This window comes from Arhodomonas aquaeolei DSM 8974 (assembly GCF_000374645.1).
GTDB lineage: Bacteria > Pseudomonadota > Gammaproteobacteria > Nitrococcales > Nitrococcaceae > Arhodomonas > Arhodomonas aquaeolei.
The window spans coordinates 1,924-17,398 of sequence record NZ_KB894802.1 but is presented as its reverse complement, the minus strand read 5'-3'; the positions used below and the strand labels follow the sequence as shown (position 1 = coordinate 17,398).

General features: G+C 70.3%; 13 protein-coding genes, 1 tRNA gene and 1 CRISPR repeat array. Of the genes, 6 read left to right on the top strand and 8 right to left on the bottom strand.

Going from position 1 to position 15,475, the window contains the following annotated elements:
* Positions 1-92 precede the first annotated feature (92 nt).
* From panD to pcnB, 5 genes are all read right to left on the bottom strand, one after another.
* On the bottom strand, positions 93-473 hold the full coding sequence (panD, locus tag C516_RS0104650; protein ID WP_018717203.1) for an aspartate 1-decarboxylase: 381 nt from the start codon (positions 471-473) through the stop codon (positions 93-95).
* A 105-nt stretch (positions 474-578) separates the two neighbouring features.
* Positions 579-1,427, bottom strand: coding sequence for a pantoate--beta-alanine ligase (gene panC / locus C516_RS0104645; protein ID WP_018717202.1), 849 nt, complete (start codon positions 1,425-1,427; stop codon positions 579-581).
* 43 nt (positions 1,428-1,470) lie between these two features.
* Positions 1,471-2,292, bottom strand: a complete 822-nt coding sequence (gene panB / locus C516_RS0104640) for a 3-methyl-2-oxobutanoate hydroxymethyltransferase (RefSeq protein WP_026320946.1) — start codon at positions 2,290-2,292, stop codon at positions 1,471-1,473.
* Between the two features lie 52 nt (positions 2,293-2,344).
* Positions 2,345-2,833 (bottom strand): 2-amino-4-hydroxy-6-hydroxymethyldihydropteridine diphosphokinase, encoded by a 489-nt coding sequence (gene folK, locus C516_RS0104635; RefSeq protein ID WP_026320945.1) that lies wholly within the window; start codon positions 2,831-2,833, stop codon positions 2,345-2,347.
* Positions 2,823-4,166, bottom strand: a complete 1,344-nt coding sequence (gene pcnB / locus C516_RS0104630) for a polynucleotide adenylyltransferase PcnB (RefSeq protein WP_018717199.1) — start codon at positions 4,164-4,166, stop codon at positions 2,823-2,825. Before pcnB ends, folK begins: the two co-directional genes overlap by 11 nt.
* A gap of 107 nt (positions 4,167-4,273) precedes the next feature.
* On the opposite strand from pcnB, the gene C516_RS0104625 reads away from it, so the two are divergent.
* Both C516_RS0104625 and C516_RS0104620 read left to right on the top strand, forming a co-directional pair.
* Positions 4,274-4,348, top strand: a tRNA-Glu gene (locus tag C516_RS0104625).
* A gap of 70 nt (positions 4,349-4,418) precedes the next feature.
* A complete protein-coding gene (locus C516_RS0104620; RefSeq protein WP_018717198.1) occupies positions 4,419-4,850 on the top strand; it encodes an RDD family protein in 432 nt (143 codons plus the stop codon).
* Positions 4,851-4,863: 13 nt separating this feature from the next.
* Here C516_RS0104620 and lptG read toward each other — a convergent pair whose 3' ends face one another.
* Both lptG and lptF read right to left on the bottom strand, forming a co-directional pair.
* On the bottom strand, positions 4,864-5,925 hold the full coding sequence (lptG, locus tag C516_RS0104615) for an LPS export ABC transporter permease LptG (protein ID WP_018717197.1): 1,062 nt from the start codon (positions 5,923-5,925) through the stop codon (positions 4,864-4,866).
* The gene (lptF, locus tag C516_RS0104610; protein ID WP_026320944.1) at positions 5,922-6,998 is read right to left on the bottom strand and encodes an LPS export ABC transporter permease LptF; all 1,077 of its coding nucleotides are present in this window, start codon (positions 6,996-6,998) and stop codon (positions 5,922-5,924) included. The genes lptG and lptF overlap by 4 nt, the downstream gene beginning before the upstream one ends.
* A gap of 144 nt (positions 6,999-7,142) precedes the next feature.
* Between lptF and C516_RS0104605 the strand changes: the two genes are divergently transcribed.
* The 3 genes from C516_RS0104605 (at position 7,143) to C516_RS0104595 (ending at position 9,458) form a co-directional block, all read left to right on the top strand.
* Positions 7,143-8,633 (top strand): leucyl aminopeptidase, encoded by a 1,491-nt coding sequence (locus tag C516_RS0104605; RefSeq protein WP_018717195.1) that lies wholly within the window; start codon positions 7,143-7,145, stop codon positions 8,631-8,633.
* A gap of 1 nt (position 8,634) precedes the next feature.
* Positions 8,635-9,051 (top strand): DNA polymerase III subunit chi, encoded by a 417-nt coding sequence (locus C516_RS0104600; RefSeq protein ID WP_018717194.1) that lies wholly within the window; start codon positions 8,635-8,637, stop codon positions 9,049-9,051.
* Positions 9,052-9,203: 152 nt separating this feature from the next.
* The gene (locus tag C516_RS0104595; protein WP_018717193.1) at positions 9,204-9,458 is read left to right on the top strand and encodes a hypothetical protein; all 255 of its coding nucleotides are present in this window, start codon (positions 9,204-9,206) and stop codon (positions 9,456-9,458) included.
* Positions 9,459-10,133: 675 nt separating this feature from the next.
* Here C516_RS0104595 and C516_RS0104590 read toward each other — a convergent pair.
* Complete coding sequence (locus C516_RS0104590; RefSeq protein ID WP_018717192.1) at positions 10,134-11,555, bottom strand: M20 family metallopeptidase; 1,422 nt, start codon at positions 11,553-11,555, stop codon at positions 10,134-10,136.
* Between the two features lie 666 nt (positions 11,556-12,221).
* Between C516_RS0104590 and istB the strand changes: the two genes are divergently transcribed.
* Positions 12,222-12,806 carry an IS21-like element helper ATPase IstB gene (gene istB, locus C516_RS18570; protein WP_018717191.1) on the top strand — a complete coding sequence of 195 codons (585 nt, stop codon included), beginning with the start codon at positions 12,222-12,224 and terminating at the stop codon, positions 12,804-12,806.
* Positions 12,807-13,432: 626 nt separating this feature from the next.
* Positions 13,433-15,475: direct repeats of the CRISPR family, unit length 29 nt; unit sequence CGGTTCAGCCCCGCGGGTGCGGGGAACAC.

Below are 15,475 nucleotides of genomic sequence, written 5' to 3'. Positions count from 1 at the left end.
CGGCAGCCAACATCCCGTCCCGCGGCGCCGGCAACGTCGACTGCCGGGCGCAGCCGGCCTGATGACGCCGGCGCGCGCGTTCTGCCGGCGGCTCAGGCGACCTGGGCGGGGACCGCGTTGCGCGTGCCGGCGATACGGTTGTCCGCGTCGCAGTAAACGAGGGTGGGCGCGTGCTCCGCGGCTTCGGCGTCGTCCATGAGGGCGTAGGCGCAGATGATCACGCGGTCGCCGACGTTCGCCTTGTGGGCGGCGGCACCGTTGAGCGAGATGATCCGCGAGCCGCGTTCGCCGAGGATAGCGTACGTCGAGAAACGCTCGCCGTTGGCGATGTTGTAGACGTGGACCTCCTCGTTCTCACGGATCCCCGCGGCGTCGAGGAGGTCCGCGTCGATCGCGCAGGAGCCCTCGTACTCCAGCTCGGTATGGGTCACGCGGGCCTGGTGGAGCTTGCACTTGAGCATGCTCAGATACATGGGAAACCCTCCGGGGTAAGGGGTGATGCGATCCGGCCTGATGACCGCGGCCGGCCCTGACAGGAACCGGCGACCTGGGGCGCAGCGAACACCCGCGTCAGGACGCTAGAGCCGGACGGCGACATTGTCGATGAGCCGTGCCCGGCCGAGCCAGCCCGCGCCGAGGACGATCAGCTCCTCCTCCGAGCCGGTGGGGTCGCCGAGATCCCCGGGCCGGCGGATCCTGAAGTAGTCCGGGCGGAAGCCCGCCTCGGCGATGGCCTCGCTGCCGGCGGCCTCGATCGCGGCAAAGTCCCGCTCGCCGGCGGCGAGCCGTGCCGCCGCATCCCGCAGCGCCCGATTGAGCGCCGGCGCGCGGGCACGCTCGTCCTCACCTAGGTAGACGTTACGCGAGCTCATGGCGAGGCCGTCGGACTCCCGCGCCACCGGCGCACCGACGATCTGCACCGGCATGTTGAGATCCCGCGCCATGCGGCGGATGACCATGAGCTGCTGATAGTCCTTGCGCCCGAACACCGCCATATCCGGGGCGACCACATTGAGCAGCTTCGCCACCACGGTGGCGACGCCCTGGAAATGCCCCGGCCGGGTCGCGCCGCAGAGGATGCCGGACAGCGCCGGGACGTCCACCACGGTGGAGAGACCGCCGCCCCCGGGGTACATCTCCTCCACGGTGGGCGCGAAGACGACGTCCACGCCGGCCCCGGCGAGCTGCTCGCAGTCCGACTCCAGGGTGCGTGGGTAGGCGTCGAAGTCCTCCTCCGGACCGAACTGCGTCGGATTGACGAAGATGCTCACCACCACGCGGTCGCTGCGCTCGCGGGCCTCGTCCACGAGGGTCATGTGCCCGCCGTGGAGATTGCCCATGGTGGGCACCAGGCCGACCTCCTCGCGGGCGTCCCGCCAGGCACGGACCTGGGCGCGAAGCTCGGTGACGTTGTTGATGATGTGCATGGGATGCCCCGTGTTCCGTCGGGCGCCCGCCTGCCGGCGAACGCTAGAAGCTGTGCTCGTCCGTGGGGAAGCGATGCTCGCGGACCGCGGCGACGTAGGCCGCCAGCGCCGCGGGGATGCTGCCCGCCTCGGGCATGAAGTCGCGGGAGAACTTCGGCGGCCGGCCCCGGGTGACGCCGAGCATGTCCTGGAGGACGAGCATCTGGCCGTCGCAGTGCGGGCCCGCGCCGATACCGATCAGCGGGATGGTGAGCTCCCGGGTCAGCCGCCCGGCCAGCGCCGCCGGGATACACTCCACGAGCAGCATGTCGGCGCCGGCACGCTCCAGCGCCAGGGCGTCCTCCACCATGCGCTCGGCGGTCTCGCTGTCGCGGCCCTGCACGCGGTAGCCGCCGATCTTGTGCACCAGCTGGGGCTGCAGCCCGAGGTGGCCGCACACCGGCACGCCCGCACCCGCCAGCGCAGCGACCACGCCGGCCTGATCACCGGCGCCCTCGAGCTTGATCATCTGCGCACCGCCCTCCTTCATCAGGCGGCCGGCGTTGTGGAGCGCCGTGGGCACGTCGGGATAGCTCATGAACGGCATGTCGGCCATGACCAGCGCGCCGGGGGAGGCGGCGGTCACGCACCGGGTGTGGTAGACGATCTCGTCCACCGTCACCGGCAGGGTGGTCTTGCGGCCCTGCATGACATTGCCCAGGGAATCCCCCACCAGCATGACGTCGACGCCCGCGGCGTCCTCCGCGCTGGCCAGGGTGAAGTCGTAAGCGGTCAGGCAGGCGATGGGGGTGCCTTCACGCTTCATGCGGTGCAGCCGGGCGACGGTCACCGGCTGCGAACGGGGTTTTTGTTCTCCCGAATACATACCCTCACTCCCGTGTGGCCCGCACCGCCGGCGACCATCGCCGGGGCACGATTCAGTTCACACGTTGCAGCGCGGCATCATCGACCCGGGCGAGCAGCGCGTCAACCACTCCCTGCCCCGGCACATCCAGGCCGGGATCGATCTCCTGCAGCGGGCGGAGGACGAACGCGCGCTCGCCGATGCCCGGATGGGGCACCACCAGGCGCGGGTGATCGATGCGTTGCTCACCATAGAGCACGAGGTCGAGATCGAGGGTACGTTCGCCCCAGCGGCGGTGGCGCACGCGGCCCTGGGCGCGCTCGATAGCCTGCAGCGCATCGAGCAGCGCCAGCGGCTCCAGCGACGTGCGCAGGCGAACCACGGCGTTGACGAAATCCGGCTGGTCCTGGGGCCCCATCGGCGGGTTGCGGTACAGCGAGGAGCACGCCTCCAGGCGGGTCTCCGGCAGCGCCTCCAGCGCCGCCATGGCCTGGCGAACCTGCGTGACCGGGCCGCCGATGTTGCTGCCGACGGCCACCCAGGCGGGGAGGCTACTCCTCATCGTCACCGTCGTTGTCGCCATCGTCACCGCGCCGTCCCCGCCGCCCGCGGCGGCCGCGCTTGCCCCCGCCGCCGGAGGCGCCGGTCATGGCCCGCCGCCGCTCCGGGTCGGCGTCCTGGAACTCCGTCCACCAGTTCGCCAGCTCCGGGTCGGCATCGCCGACCTCGGCGCGGAGCAGGAGGAAATCGTAGGCGGCACGGAAGCGCGGGTGACCGAGCAGGCGCTGGGCACGCTTGCCGGAGCGCTTCTCGAAACGCGGCTGCAGCGACCAGATCTCGCGCATGGGCACGCCGAAGCGCTTGGGGATGGTGACCACCGCCACCTGCTCCTGGACCACGGCCGCAGACGCCTGCTGCAGCGCCTGGCCGTCGCTGTCGACGTCGTCCTGCCACTCGGCGGCGCGTTCGACGACCACCGGCCAGAGCATCGCGGCGAACAGGAACGCCGGCGTGACCGGGCGCTCCTCCATGATGCGCAGGTCGGTATTCGCGAGCGCCCGCGCGATGAAGCGCACGGCCACGTCGTCGCCGGCCTCGTCCAGGAGGGTATCGGTGGCGGGGAAGAGATAGCGGTAGAGCCCGAAGCGGCGGAGCAGCTCGAAGGTCCCCTCGCCCTGGCCGCCCATGAACAGCTTCAGCACCTCCTCGAACAGCCGCGCCGCGGGGATGTCGGCGAGCAGCGGCGCCAGCCGGGGCATCGCCTCGGCCACGTCCGGGTCGATGCGGAAGCCGAGCTTCACGGCGAAGCGCACCGCCCGAAGCATGCGCACCGGATCCTCGCGGAAGCGCACCTCCGGGTCGCCGATGAGCCGGATCACCGCGGCCTCCAGGTCGGCCATGCCGCCGGCATAGTCGACGATGGAGAAATCGGCGATGTTGTAGTAGAGCGCGTTGACGGTGAAGTCGCGCCGCAGCGCGTCCTCCTCGATGGTGCCGTAGACGTTGTCACGCAGCACCAGGCCGTCCTCGGTGACGTGGTCGCCGTCGCTGTCCTCCTCGCCACCGTTGTTGAGGGCGCGGAAGGTCGCCACCTCGATGATCTCGCGACCGAAGTGCACGTGGGCGAGGCGGAAGCGCCGCCCGATCAGCCGGCAGTTGCGGAACAGCTCGTTGACCTGCTCCGGGGTGGCGTCCGTGGCGATATCGAAATCCTTGGGTTCACGACCCAGCGAGAGATCGCGCACACCGCCGCCGACGAGATAGGCCTCGTAGCCGCCGTTTTTCAGCCGGTAGAGGACCTTGAGGGCGTTATCGCTGATCTGCGATCGGGAGATCCGGTGGTCGGACCGCGGGACGATGACGGGCTGGACGTGTTGGGCTGGCTGTTCAAACACGGACTGGAACCGGCCTCTTGTGCGGGAATAAAGATTCCGTATAATAGCAGCCCTCAAGACGCGGTGCACCGCGGACGGCGGCTCTTCAAGGGCCCCGGCGACAACACGCTCCCATCGTCTAGCGGTAAGGACGCCGCCCTCTCAAGGCGGAAACCGGGGTTCAAATCCCCGTGGGAGCGCCATCTTCGCAAAGGCCGCCTCAGGGCGGCCTTTTTCGTTCCGGCCGACCGGCGGTACAACGGAATACGCACAGTGAGCGAGCCCCCACGCACCAGCGGCCTGTTCCGGCGCCTCGCGGCGATGGTCTACGACGGCCTGCTGCTGATTGCACTGTGGATGATCGCCACCGGCGTGCTCGTCGCCTTCAACCACGGCGAGGCCATCCCGCCCGGCCACCTCGGCTACCAGCTCGTACTGCTCGCGATCGGCGCGGTCTTCCTCTGCGGGTTCTGGTGGCGCGCCGGGCGCACCCTGGGCATGCAGGCGTGGCGGCTGTGCCTGGTGCGCCGCGACGACGGCGGCCCGGTGGATCTGCGCCTCGCGCTGCTGCGCTACCTCGCCGCCCTGCTCTCCTGGGCGAGCCTGGGCCTCGGCTTCCTCTGGTCGCTGGTGGACCGCGACCGCCTCGCCTGGCACGACCGCCTCTCGGGCACCCAGCTCGTCGTCATCCCGCGGCGACGCTGAGGCCACGCCGCCGTCAGCGCAGCCGCTGCAGCCCCGCCACCGCGAGGACCATGAAGATCAGCGACGGCGCCATCGCGCTCAGCACCGGCGGGAACCCGTAGATCACGCCCGCCTGGTTGAGCAGGCGGTTGAGCAGCATGAACGCGGTACCCACCAGCACGCCCACCACGATCTGCTGCCCCGAACCCGCCCGCGGGCGGACGTAGAGCACCAGCGGCACCGCGAGCAGCAACATCACCATTGTCGCCAGCGGCGTGGCGAGCTTCACCCAGAAGGCCAGACGGTAACGCACGGTATCCAGGCCGTTGCGGGTGCGGTAGTCGATATAGCGGTAGAGCTCCGGCAGCGGCAGCAGCTCCGGCGGCAGCGCCACCAACCCCAGCAGCTCCGGGTTGAGCTCCGCCTCCAGCACCCGGCCGTCCGGACGGCTTACGCGCACACCGTCCGCGCCGATGCGGGTCACCTCCACACCGGAGAGCAACCACCGACCATCCTTGTAGCGTCCGCGCTCGGCGGTGACGATCCGGGTCAGCCGGCCATTGGCGATGCGGTAGACGCGCACACCCTCGACCTGGGTCTGCTCGCGCACGCGCGCGACATGGATATAGCGTGAGCCGTCCCGCAGCCACAGGCCGCCATCGCCGATCCCGGCGCTGCCCCCGCCGATGCTGCGCGCACGCAGGTCCTGGCCTAGGCGCGAGGCCGCCGGCGCGGCCCACTCGCCCAGCGCCACCGCGCCCACCGCGAGCAGCAGCCCCGTAATCACCACGGCACGGGTAATCCCGCCGATGGACAGGCCCGCGGCGCGCATCGCCGTGAGCTCGCTGCGCGCGGCGAGCCCGCCCAGGGCGACCAGCGCCCCCACCAGCGTCGCCACCGGGAACATCTCGTAGGCGCTGCGGGGCACCTGCAGCAGCACGTACACCAGCGCCATCAGGCTGGTGTAGCCGCCCTGGCCCACGTCCCCGCTCTCGTTGATGAAGCTGAACACCGCGTCCAGCGCGACGATCACCAGCAGCGCCATGAGCGCACCGAGGATGACCTGACGGCCGATGTAGCGCGACAGCCGGTTCATGACGGCCTCCGTGGCAGGCCGTACTCGCGCACCAGCATCGCCACGGCGAACACGCCAAGTGCGGCGTGGACCCACCACAGCCCAAGCCACTGGGGTGCCAGGCCGCTCTCGTACCAGTCCTGCGCGACCTTGAGGCCGTTGAAGTACACCACATAGAGCAGCACCGCCCCCACCAGCTTGGCGTAGCGCCCTTCCCGCGGGCCGGTTCGCGCCAGCGGTATCGCCGCGAGCATCAGCGTGAACACGCTCACCGCCATGCCGAGCCGCCACTGCAGCTCGGCGTAGTCGGCACGCCTGCCGCCGGCGAGCAGCCGGGGCACGCTGCGGGCGTCGCGCTCGAGATGACCTTTGGTCGGCGCCCGGGCGTCCAGGCGGATCCCGTGCTCCTTGAACGAGAGCATCCGCCAGGCGAGCAGGCCCGGCGAGCCGTCGTAGCGCCAGCCGTCCACGAGCACGAGGAAGCGCCCGCCGGTATCCGGGTCGGTGCGGCGGTAGGCGCTGTCGGCGACGATCACGCGGTCCACGCCGTCGCCGGGCAGGCGGGCGAAGACATCGCGGAGCGTGCCGTCGTCGGCGACGGCGCCGGCGTACACCGCACCGCCGCCGTCCAGGGTGAGGAAGCGCCCGCCCTCCAGCCCCTGGAACTGCGAACGCTGGCTGGACTCGATCACCAGCCGCTGTGCCGTGGCCTCCGCCTGCGGCCCGAGGGAGATCGAGAACACCGCCACGAAGATCGACAGCGGCACCGCCAGGGTCATCAGCGCACTCAGGATATGACGGGGCCCGAAGCCGCAGGCCGTCATCGCCGCCATCTCGGAATCGCGGTAAAGCCGCCCCAGGGCCAGGATCACGGCGAGGAACAGGCTCGCCGGCAACACCATGCCCAGGTTCGCCAGGGCCTTGAGCCCGAGCAGCCCGAAGATCAGCTCCGCGGGCACCTCGCCGCGGGCGGCGGCGGCCATGAACTTGATCAGCCGGTTGGTGAGCAGCACCACCACCAGCACCAGCGTCACACCGCCCCAGGCGAGCAGGGTCTCGCGCACGAGGTAGCGTTCGAGCCGCCGCCTCAGCATGCCCGCCAGCACCGCTCACGCCGGGGGCCGGCATGGGAAAACACGGGCCAGACCGCGAAAACCGCCTCAATCTGCGTTACGATCCGGTTTTCGCCCGGGCCATCCGCAGCCGGCGCGGGCCGCCAGTCAGCAAAGGAGCAATCGATGGAATACTCGGTCAAGAGCGGCATCCCTGAAAAACAGCGCTCAGCCTGTGTGGTCGTCGGTGTTTTCGAGTCGCGCCGGCTCTCCGCCGCGGCGGGCCAGCTCGACGAGGCGAGCGGCGGCTTTCTCACGCAGCTGCTGCGCCGCGGTGACATGGAAGGCCGCCTCGGCCAGACCCTGATGCTCACCAATGTACCAGACACCCTCTGCGACCGCGTGCTGCTGGTCGGCTGCGGCCGCGAGCGCGAGTTCGGCGACCAGGCCTACAACAAGGCGGTCGCCGCCATGGCCTCCGCACTGCAGGACAGCGGCGCCGTCGAGGCCGTGAGCTACCTCACCGACCTGCCCGTGAAGGGCCGCGACAACCCCTGGCGGGTGCGCACGGCGGTGCAGACCACGGCAACCACGCTGTACCGGTTCGACCAGCTCAAGAGCCGCAAGGATACCCCGCGCCGGCCGCTGCGCAAGCTCGTACTCACCGTGCCCGGCCGCCGCGACCTGGCCCCCGGCGAGGCGGCCGCGCGCGAGGGCCAGGCCATCGCCAACGGCATGGACCTCACCCGCGACCTGGGCAACCTGCCCGGCAACCTGTGCACGCCGACCTACCTCGCCGAGCGCGCCGAGCAGCTCGCCGCCGAGTACCCGGCGCTGTCCGTCGAGGTACTGGGGCCGAAGGAGATGGAAACCCACGGCATGGGCGCCCTGCTGTCCGTCGCCCGCGGCAGCCGCCAGGAGCCGCGGCTGATCGTGATGCGCTACGACGGCGGCAACAAGGGCGACAAGCCCCACGCCCTAGTCGGCAAGGGCGTGACCTTCGACAGCGGCGGCATCTCCCTGAAGCCCGCGGCGGCCATGGACGAGATGAAGTACGACATGTGCGGGGCGGCGAGCGTATTCGGCGCCGTGCGCGCCGCGCTGGAGCTGGAGCTGCCGCTCAACCTCGTCGGGGTGATCGCCGCCACCGAGAACCTCCCCGACGGCAACGCCAGCAAGCCCGGCGACATCGTCACCACCATGTCCGGGCAGACCGTGGAGATCCTCAACACCGACGCGGAGGGACGGCTCGCGCTCTGCGACGCGCTCACCTACACCGAGCGTTACCACGAGCCCACCAGCGTCGTGGACATGGCCACCCTCACCGGCGCCTGCATCATCGCCCTCGGCCACGAGGCCCACGCAGTGCTCGGCAACCACCACCCGCTGGTCAACGAGCTGCTCACCGCCGGCCGCGACACCGGCGACCGCGCCTGGGAGCTGCCGCTGTGGGAGGAGTACCAGGACGCGCTGAAGAGCAACTTCGCGGACATGGCCAACGTCGGCGGCCGCCCGGCGGGCACCATCACCGCGGCGTGCTTCCTCTCGCGGTTCACCCGCAAGATGCGCTGGGCCCATCTCGACATCGCCGGCACCGCATGGACCAGCGGCGACAACAAGGGCGCCACCGGCCGGCCGGTACCGCTGCTCACGCGCTACCTGATCGACCGCTGCTGACGTGCAGGTCGATTTCTACATTCTCGGCGAGGCCGGCGCGGAGGCGCGTGCGCACTTCGCCTGCCGGCTCGCCGAGAAGGCCTACCGCGGGGCGTTCGGCGTCACCATCCTGGCCGGCGACAGCGCCGCCGCGGCACAGCTCGACGACATGCTCTGGAGCTTCCGCCAGGGCAGCTTCGTGCCCCACGCCCTCGCCCGCGAGGCGGATGACACGGACGCCGTCGTCATCGCCTGGGGCAGCGACGTGCCGCGGCGGGACGTGCTGGTGAACCTCACCGACGCCATCCCGCCGGACTGGCAGGGCTTCGAGCGCGTCGCGGAGATCGTCACCGCCGACGACGAGACCCGCCGGCCGGCCCGGGCGCGGTTCCGTAGCTATCGCGACGCGGGCGTCACGCCCACCAACCACACGTTATAGCGGTACACCGGCCCGGCCGGAGTGTGGCCTACCGCACGAAACCGTCGCACAGGCCTACACACCGCGGCGCGGCGACCCATAATGAGGCCTCTGTACTGTATGGAAGCCGCGCGCCGCCGCGCGCGGCGGGACCACCGGGAAGGATCACAAGCATGTCGCACGGAATCGCGACCGCCCCCGGGCGCCGGCCCCGGCCGCCGGTGCTCTATGACGTCGTCGAACGGGGACACCGCACGCCGGCGCCGACCGTACTGCGCTATCGCCCGAGCCCGGCGCTGCGCGAATGGCTGGCGGGCCACGTCAGCGCCGCGCTGGCCGTGGCCCTCACGCGCCGGCCGACACGGACCGCCGTGCCGACCAGCCGCCGCTACCACGCGGGCACGCCGTTCGCGGCACGGCGCCGCTAGCCGCGCACCCCCTCAACCCCGAACTGATACAAGGCCGGCCGCACGCGCCAGACGATATCGTCGCGCCCGGGCACCCACCCGGGTAGTTCGTGCACGGCCGCAGGCCGTGTGCGACGCCGCCGGGACCGGTCCGGAATGTCGCACGCCTGCGGCGCACGACCTACCTGAACGCCTATCCTCTACCCGGGACCAGGATCGACAGACAACGTTGCGCACCCGGCCCTCCTGGCGGGGTGGTCCGGCTCGCACCTCCAATCGTCCGGGTGGCTTCCGGGGGAACACCCTACCGGAAGGTCTCAGCCCGCGTAGGTCGGGCACGGCCGCAGGCCGTGTGCGACGCTCCGGTACCGGTCCGGAATGTCCCACGCCTGCGGCGCACGACCTCCCGGAACTTCCATCCTCTACCCGGGAACGGGATCAACAGACAAGGTCGCTCACCCGGCCCTCCTGGCGGGAAGGCTCGGCTTGCGACTCCGGCCGGGATCGGTCCGGAATGTCGCACGCCTGCGGCGCACGACCTACCTGAACTACCCGAACTGCCATCCCCTACCCAGGAGCAGGGTCAACAGACAAGGTCGCTCACCCGGCCCTCCTGGCGGGAAGGCCCGGCTTGCACCGCCAGTCTTCCGGGTAACTCCCGGGTGAACAACCTGCCGGAGGGTCACAGCCAGCCACTCAGCCCTGCGCGGCGTGGGCCGCCAGCACCGAGGCCACGGCACCGGTTAGCCGCCGCGCCGTGGGCACGTGCAGGAACTCGTTGGGCCCGTGGGCGTTGGACTGCGGGCCGAGCACACCGGTGATGAGGAACTGCGCCTGCGGAAAGCGCTCGCCGAGCATGCCCATGAACGGGATCGTGCCACCCTCGCCCATCGCCATCGCCGGCCGGCCGAACCACGCCTGCGAGGCGGTATTCACCGCGTCCGACAGCCAGGACTCCAGCGGCGGTGCATGCCAGCCGGTGGTCGCCCAGGCCGCGTCGAAGTGCACCCGCGCGCCGTTGGGCGGGTCCCGCTCCAGCAGGTCCTTGAGAGCACGGGTCGCCGCCTCGCCGTCCACCGTCGGCGGCAGGCGCAGGGACAGCCGCAGCACCGTGCGCGGGCGCAGCACGTTGCCCGCGCTCGCCAGCGGCGGCAGACCGTCGGCGCCGGTGACCGCCAGCGCCGGCCGCCACGTGCGGTCCAGGATGAGCTCCATCGGGTCGTCGCGGTCGGGGCCGGCACCGCCGACGAAGGGGAACTTGCGATAGACGCCCTCGCCCAGCACCGACGCCGCGGCCTCGGCCTGCTCCAGGCGCTCCGCCGGGATCTCGGCGCGGAACGCCTCGGGCAGGATCTCCCCGTCCGCCGCCGACTCCAGGCGCTCCAGCAGGCCCCGGGCCAGGCGGAAACTGTCCGGCACCACACCGCCGGCGTCCCCGGAGTGCACGCCCTCCTCGAGGATCTCCACGCTGAGATCGCCCATCGCCATGCCGCGTAGCGACGTGGTCAGCCAGAGCTGGTCGTAGTTGCCGCAGCCGGAATCCAGGCAGATCACCAGCCCCGGCTCGCCGATGCGCCCGGCCAGGGCATCGATGTAGTGAGGCAGGTCGAAGCTGCCGCTCTCCTCGCAGGTCTCGATCAACACGACGCAGCGTGGATGCGCCACATCCTGGTCCTGCAGCGCGCGTACCGCCGTCAGCGAGGCGAACACCGCATAGCCATCGTCCGCGCCGCCGCGGCCGTAGAGCCGGTCGCCCTCCATGACCGGCTGCCACGGCCCCTTGTCCGCGTCCCAGCCGGTCATTTCCGGCTGCTTGTCCAGGTGGCCGTAGAGCAGCACCGTGCCCTCGGCGGTGCCGGGGATATCCAGCAGCAGTACCGGCGTGCGCCCCTCCAGGCGCACCACCTCCACGCTCATGCCCTCGACCGGCTGCTCCCGGCACCACCGCTCCGCGAGCGCCACCGCCGCATCGATATGCCCCGACGCCGCCCACTTCCCGTCGAAGTGCGGCGACTTCGCCGGAATGCGGATGTACTCCGTCAGCGCCGGGAGGATGGACGCCTCCCAGGTCTCGTCGACCAGGGCCTGCGCTCTCGCCTGATCCAGCATGGACGCCATTGCCTGTCCTCCACCGCTGCGTGCGGCCCAGTCCCGTTACCAACGCCGTGAAACCACCTCTGCGCCCCTGTGTACGGGGCGTGCGGCGCTCACCGGCAACCACGGAAACGTTGATACACGAGGGCATGCGCGATCAAGCACCGGCGAAGACGACGGCGGATAATCCCCCTGGTTCCGGCCCCGCGGGCGCAGGGAACACCGCCGGGATGCCCACCACGGAGAGGCCTCATCACCACTCACGGACTTCGCCCTCCACCCCGCTCACGGCACTGGCAATATCGAGCAAGCCAGCCCGCAGCGCCCCGTCGTCATATACCGCACGCCCTTGCTCGAAAAGCGCGGCCGGATAGCGGCCCCCGTTCCAGGCTTTGCAGATACCCGCGGATAGCTGCCCGGACGGGCTCCGAGACCGGGAATATCGGCTGCCAGGAGCAGACGACCTACGGCCGTGCCACACCCCTCTCCCCTTGCGGGAGAGGGGCCGGGGGAGAGGGGTTCTCCCGGAGCCAGCAGGTCTTGTGAAACCGCTTACGGCAGCCAACATCTTCACGGACGGGTGACGCACGGGACTACCGCCGGGTGCCGCCGACGGGCCTACCCCGGCGGGGCCGGCCATCCGTGGCCGATGGATCCTACTTCCAGTTGTAGCTGACCGTCAGGGTCGCCTTGCGGCCCTCAATCAAGCGCGAACAGATCGAGAGCCTGCACGAGCTCGGCTTTGTCGCACGGCGCGAGAACGTGATCTTCCTCGGCCCGCCCGGGGTGGGCAAAACGCACCTGGCCATCAGCCTCGCCATCATCGCCGCCAAGCACGGGCAGCGCGTGTACTACGGCAGCCTCGTGGATCTGATCAGCTCGCTGGAGGAAGCCCAGGTCGCCGGGCAACTCAAGCGCCGTCTGGCCGTGCTCACCCATCCCTCACTGCTGGTGGTCGATGAGATCGGCTACCTGCCGGTCACCCACACCGGTGCGGTGCTCTTCTTCCAGCTCATGACCCGGCGCTACGAGCGCGCCTCCACCGTGCTGACCTCCAACAGGGGCTTCGAGGAGTGGGGCGAGATCTTCGGTGACGAGGTGATGGCCGCCGCGCTCATCGACCGGCTGCTCCACCACCGCCACCTGGTCAACATCCGCGGTAACAGCTATCGCATGCGTGAGCACACCGCTCTCTCGCAAGCACTGCGCAGCGAGGCCGAGGCGCCCAGCACCACGCGCCAGAGGCGCTCGTCGAGATCGGTCAATACCCGGTGAGCGCGCTCACCGGGGCAAGGGAGGTGTGCGATTTTCAACCGGCGTTGACAGGGAACGTGCCAGTGTCCTCGCCGGACTTGAAGGCGAGGTCGGTTCAGCGCCGAGGGTTAGGGGAACGCTGGCATCCACTACGAGGCCTTTCTTATAATAAAATTACTCATTGTGCGGGCAGTCCCCGTCCGGACCTCCAATCCCACGCGCAGGGCGGCCACGGTGGGACGGCGCCGTGGCCCGGTCATTACTCGCCTCCCCGGAAAAGGCGCACACCACGCCGGGACGTCTCGACGTGCGCTTCTTCCTCCGCCTGATAGGTTGTCACTCCATACCAGCCGGTTCAGCCCCGCGGATGTGGGGAACACCGCGTGGACGACAAGGGCCGCGCGATGCTCGTCATCGCCCAGGAGCACGGAGGGATGCTGGGGGCGTGAACGTTCATCCCGACGTCCAACCTGAACTACGCCAATCACCGGAGGCGCGGGATACTCATTTATCCGGGCGGGAATGATCGGTAGATGGGACCTCACCCCGCACGGCCGGGGTGGGCGGATGCCGTGGCTCGCTGGGGCCCGGCCCTAACCACGACACCGAGTTTTAGAGCGTAAAAAAAAGCCGACGGGTTGGCAATCCGGTTCAGCCCCGCGGGTGCGGGGAACACCGCCCGCGGCATCGCGCAGTTCATGCCCGGCACGGTTCAGCCCCGCGGGTGCGGGGAACACCCTGAGTGCGGCCGTTTTTCGTTCGCGATAGACGGTTCAGCCCCGCGGGTGCGGGGAACACGGCTGGATGCTCATGGCGAGCGGATTCGTGACCGGTTCAGCCCCGCGGGTGCGGGGAACACGTGGACGTGCAGCACGACCGCCTGGCCGTCTCCGGTTCAGCCCCGCGGGTGCGGGGAACACGGGCGGCTGTTCAGCATCACGCGCCAGGCCATCGGTTCAGCCCCGCGGGTGCGGGGAACACGCCGTCGACGGGACAAAGTCGATGCAGGAGGACGGTTCAGCCCCGCGGGTGCGGGGAACACACCGCGGGAACCTGTCCCGCTTTGAACGAGGCCGGTTCAGCCCCGCGGGTGCGGGGAACACGCCCAGCTCGCGCAACGTTTGTCGCACGGACTCGGTTCAGCCCCGCGGGTGCGGGGAACACTCCCACTGGAAATACGGGACACCCCTGCGATACGGTTCAGCCCCGCGGGTGCGGGGAACACTACCTCGCTGACCGCGAGCTGGTGCTGGCGGACGGTTCAGCCCCGCGGGTGCGGGGAACACGGCGAGCGATTCCCGGTAGCGCACCGTCGCGGCGGTTCAGCCCCGCGGGTGCGGGGAACACAGGCCCGGACCCTGGAGGAAACGCCGGCGGTGCGGTTCAGCCCCGCGGGTGCGGGGAACACGCAGCCTCAAATGATCCGGTTTCGACCTGACCTGGTTCAGCCCCGCGGGTGCGGGGAACACATCGGCTGGTAGCTGTAGCCCTGACGCTGGGGCGGTTCAGCCCCGCGGGTGCGGGGAACACAAGCCGAGCGAGTGGGCGGAGGCGAACGTCCGCGGTTCAGCCCCGCGGGTGCGGGGAACACCTGAGCAGGAGACGCCTGTGGAAACCGATCCGCGGTTCAGCCCCGCGGGTGCGGGGAACACATCACGTTGCCAACCCCGGACGGCGCACACCACGGTTCAGCCCCGCGGGTGCGGGGAACACACATTCGGTGTGGTGCTGTTTGTCGCCGGTGGCGGTTCAGCCCCGCGGGTGCGGGGAACACGTGACAAGAAAATCGTTGATCCCGTTTCGGCTCGGTTCAGCCCCGCGGGTGCGGGGAACACCAGCCACCACCACAGCGGCCACCAGGGCCACCAGGTTCAGCCCCGCGGGTGCGGGGAACACGCGATTCAGCCAGCTCAGTGAGGGGCCGTTAACGGTTCAGCCCCGCGGGTGCGGGGAACACGCCCGACTAAGACGCCGGCGCCACGAGCACAGCGGTTCAGCCCCGCGGGTGCGGGGAACACGCGACAGATATCGGTATTCACGATTGCGCACGCGGTTCAGCCCCGCGGGTGCGGGGAACACCTGGTGCAGCTTGACGATTCCGGCGACGGCGCCGGTTCAGCCCCGCGGGTGCGGGGAACACTTTCTCGAACAGCGCCAGGACGTGCTGGCCCGCGGTTCAGCCCCGCGGGTGCGGGGAACACGCTGCTGCTGGCGTGCGGCATTGGTCAGGTCGCGGTTCAGCCCCGCGGGTGCGGGGAACACGTAACGGGCGATTGCGGACATGGGCAGCATGTCGGTTCAGCCCCGCGGGTGCGGGGAACACCGCGAGCACCGTGACCGCGGCGGCCTCGCCGTGCGGTTCAGCCCCGCGGGTGCGGGGAACACCTGTACGGACGCCCGGTGCGGGGGTTGGTCTGCGGTTCAGCCCCGCGGGTGCGGGGAACACACGTATCGCGTGGGCGTCGACGGCACGGTGCGCGGTTCAGCCCCGCGGGTGCGGGGAACACCTCTATCTCCTGTATGCGTTAACCACGTTTACCGGTTCAGCCCCGCGGGTGCGGGGAACACAGCCCCACTCGCACGCGCTGGGAATCATAAACCGGTTCAGCCCCGCGGGTGCGGGGAACACGATATCCTGCTCCGGCACACCAGGCAGGATCTCGGTTCAGCCCCGCGGGTGCGGGGAACAC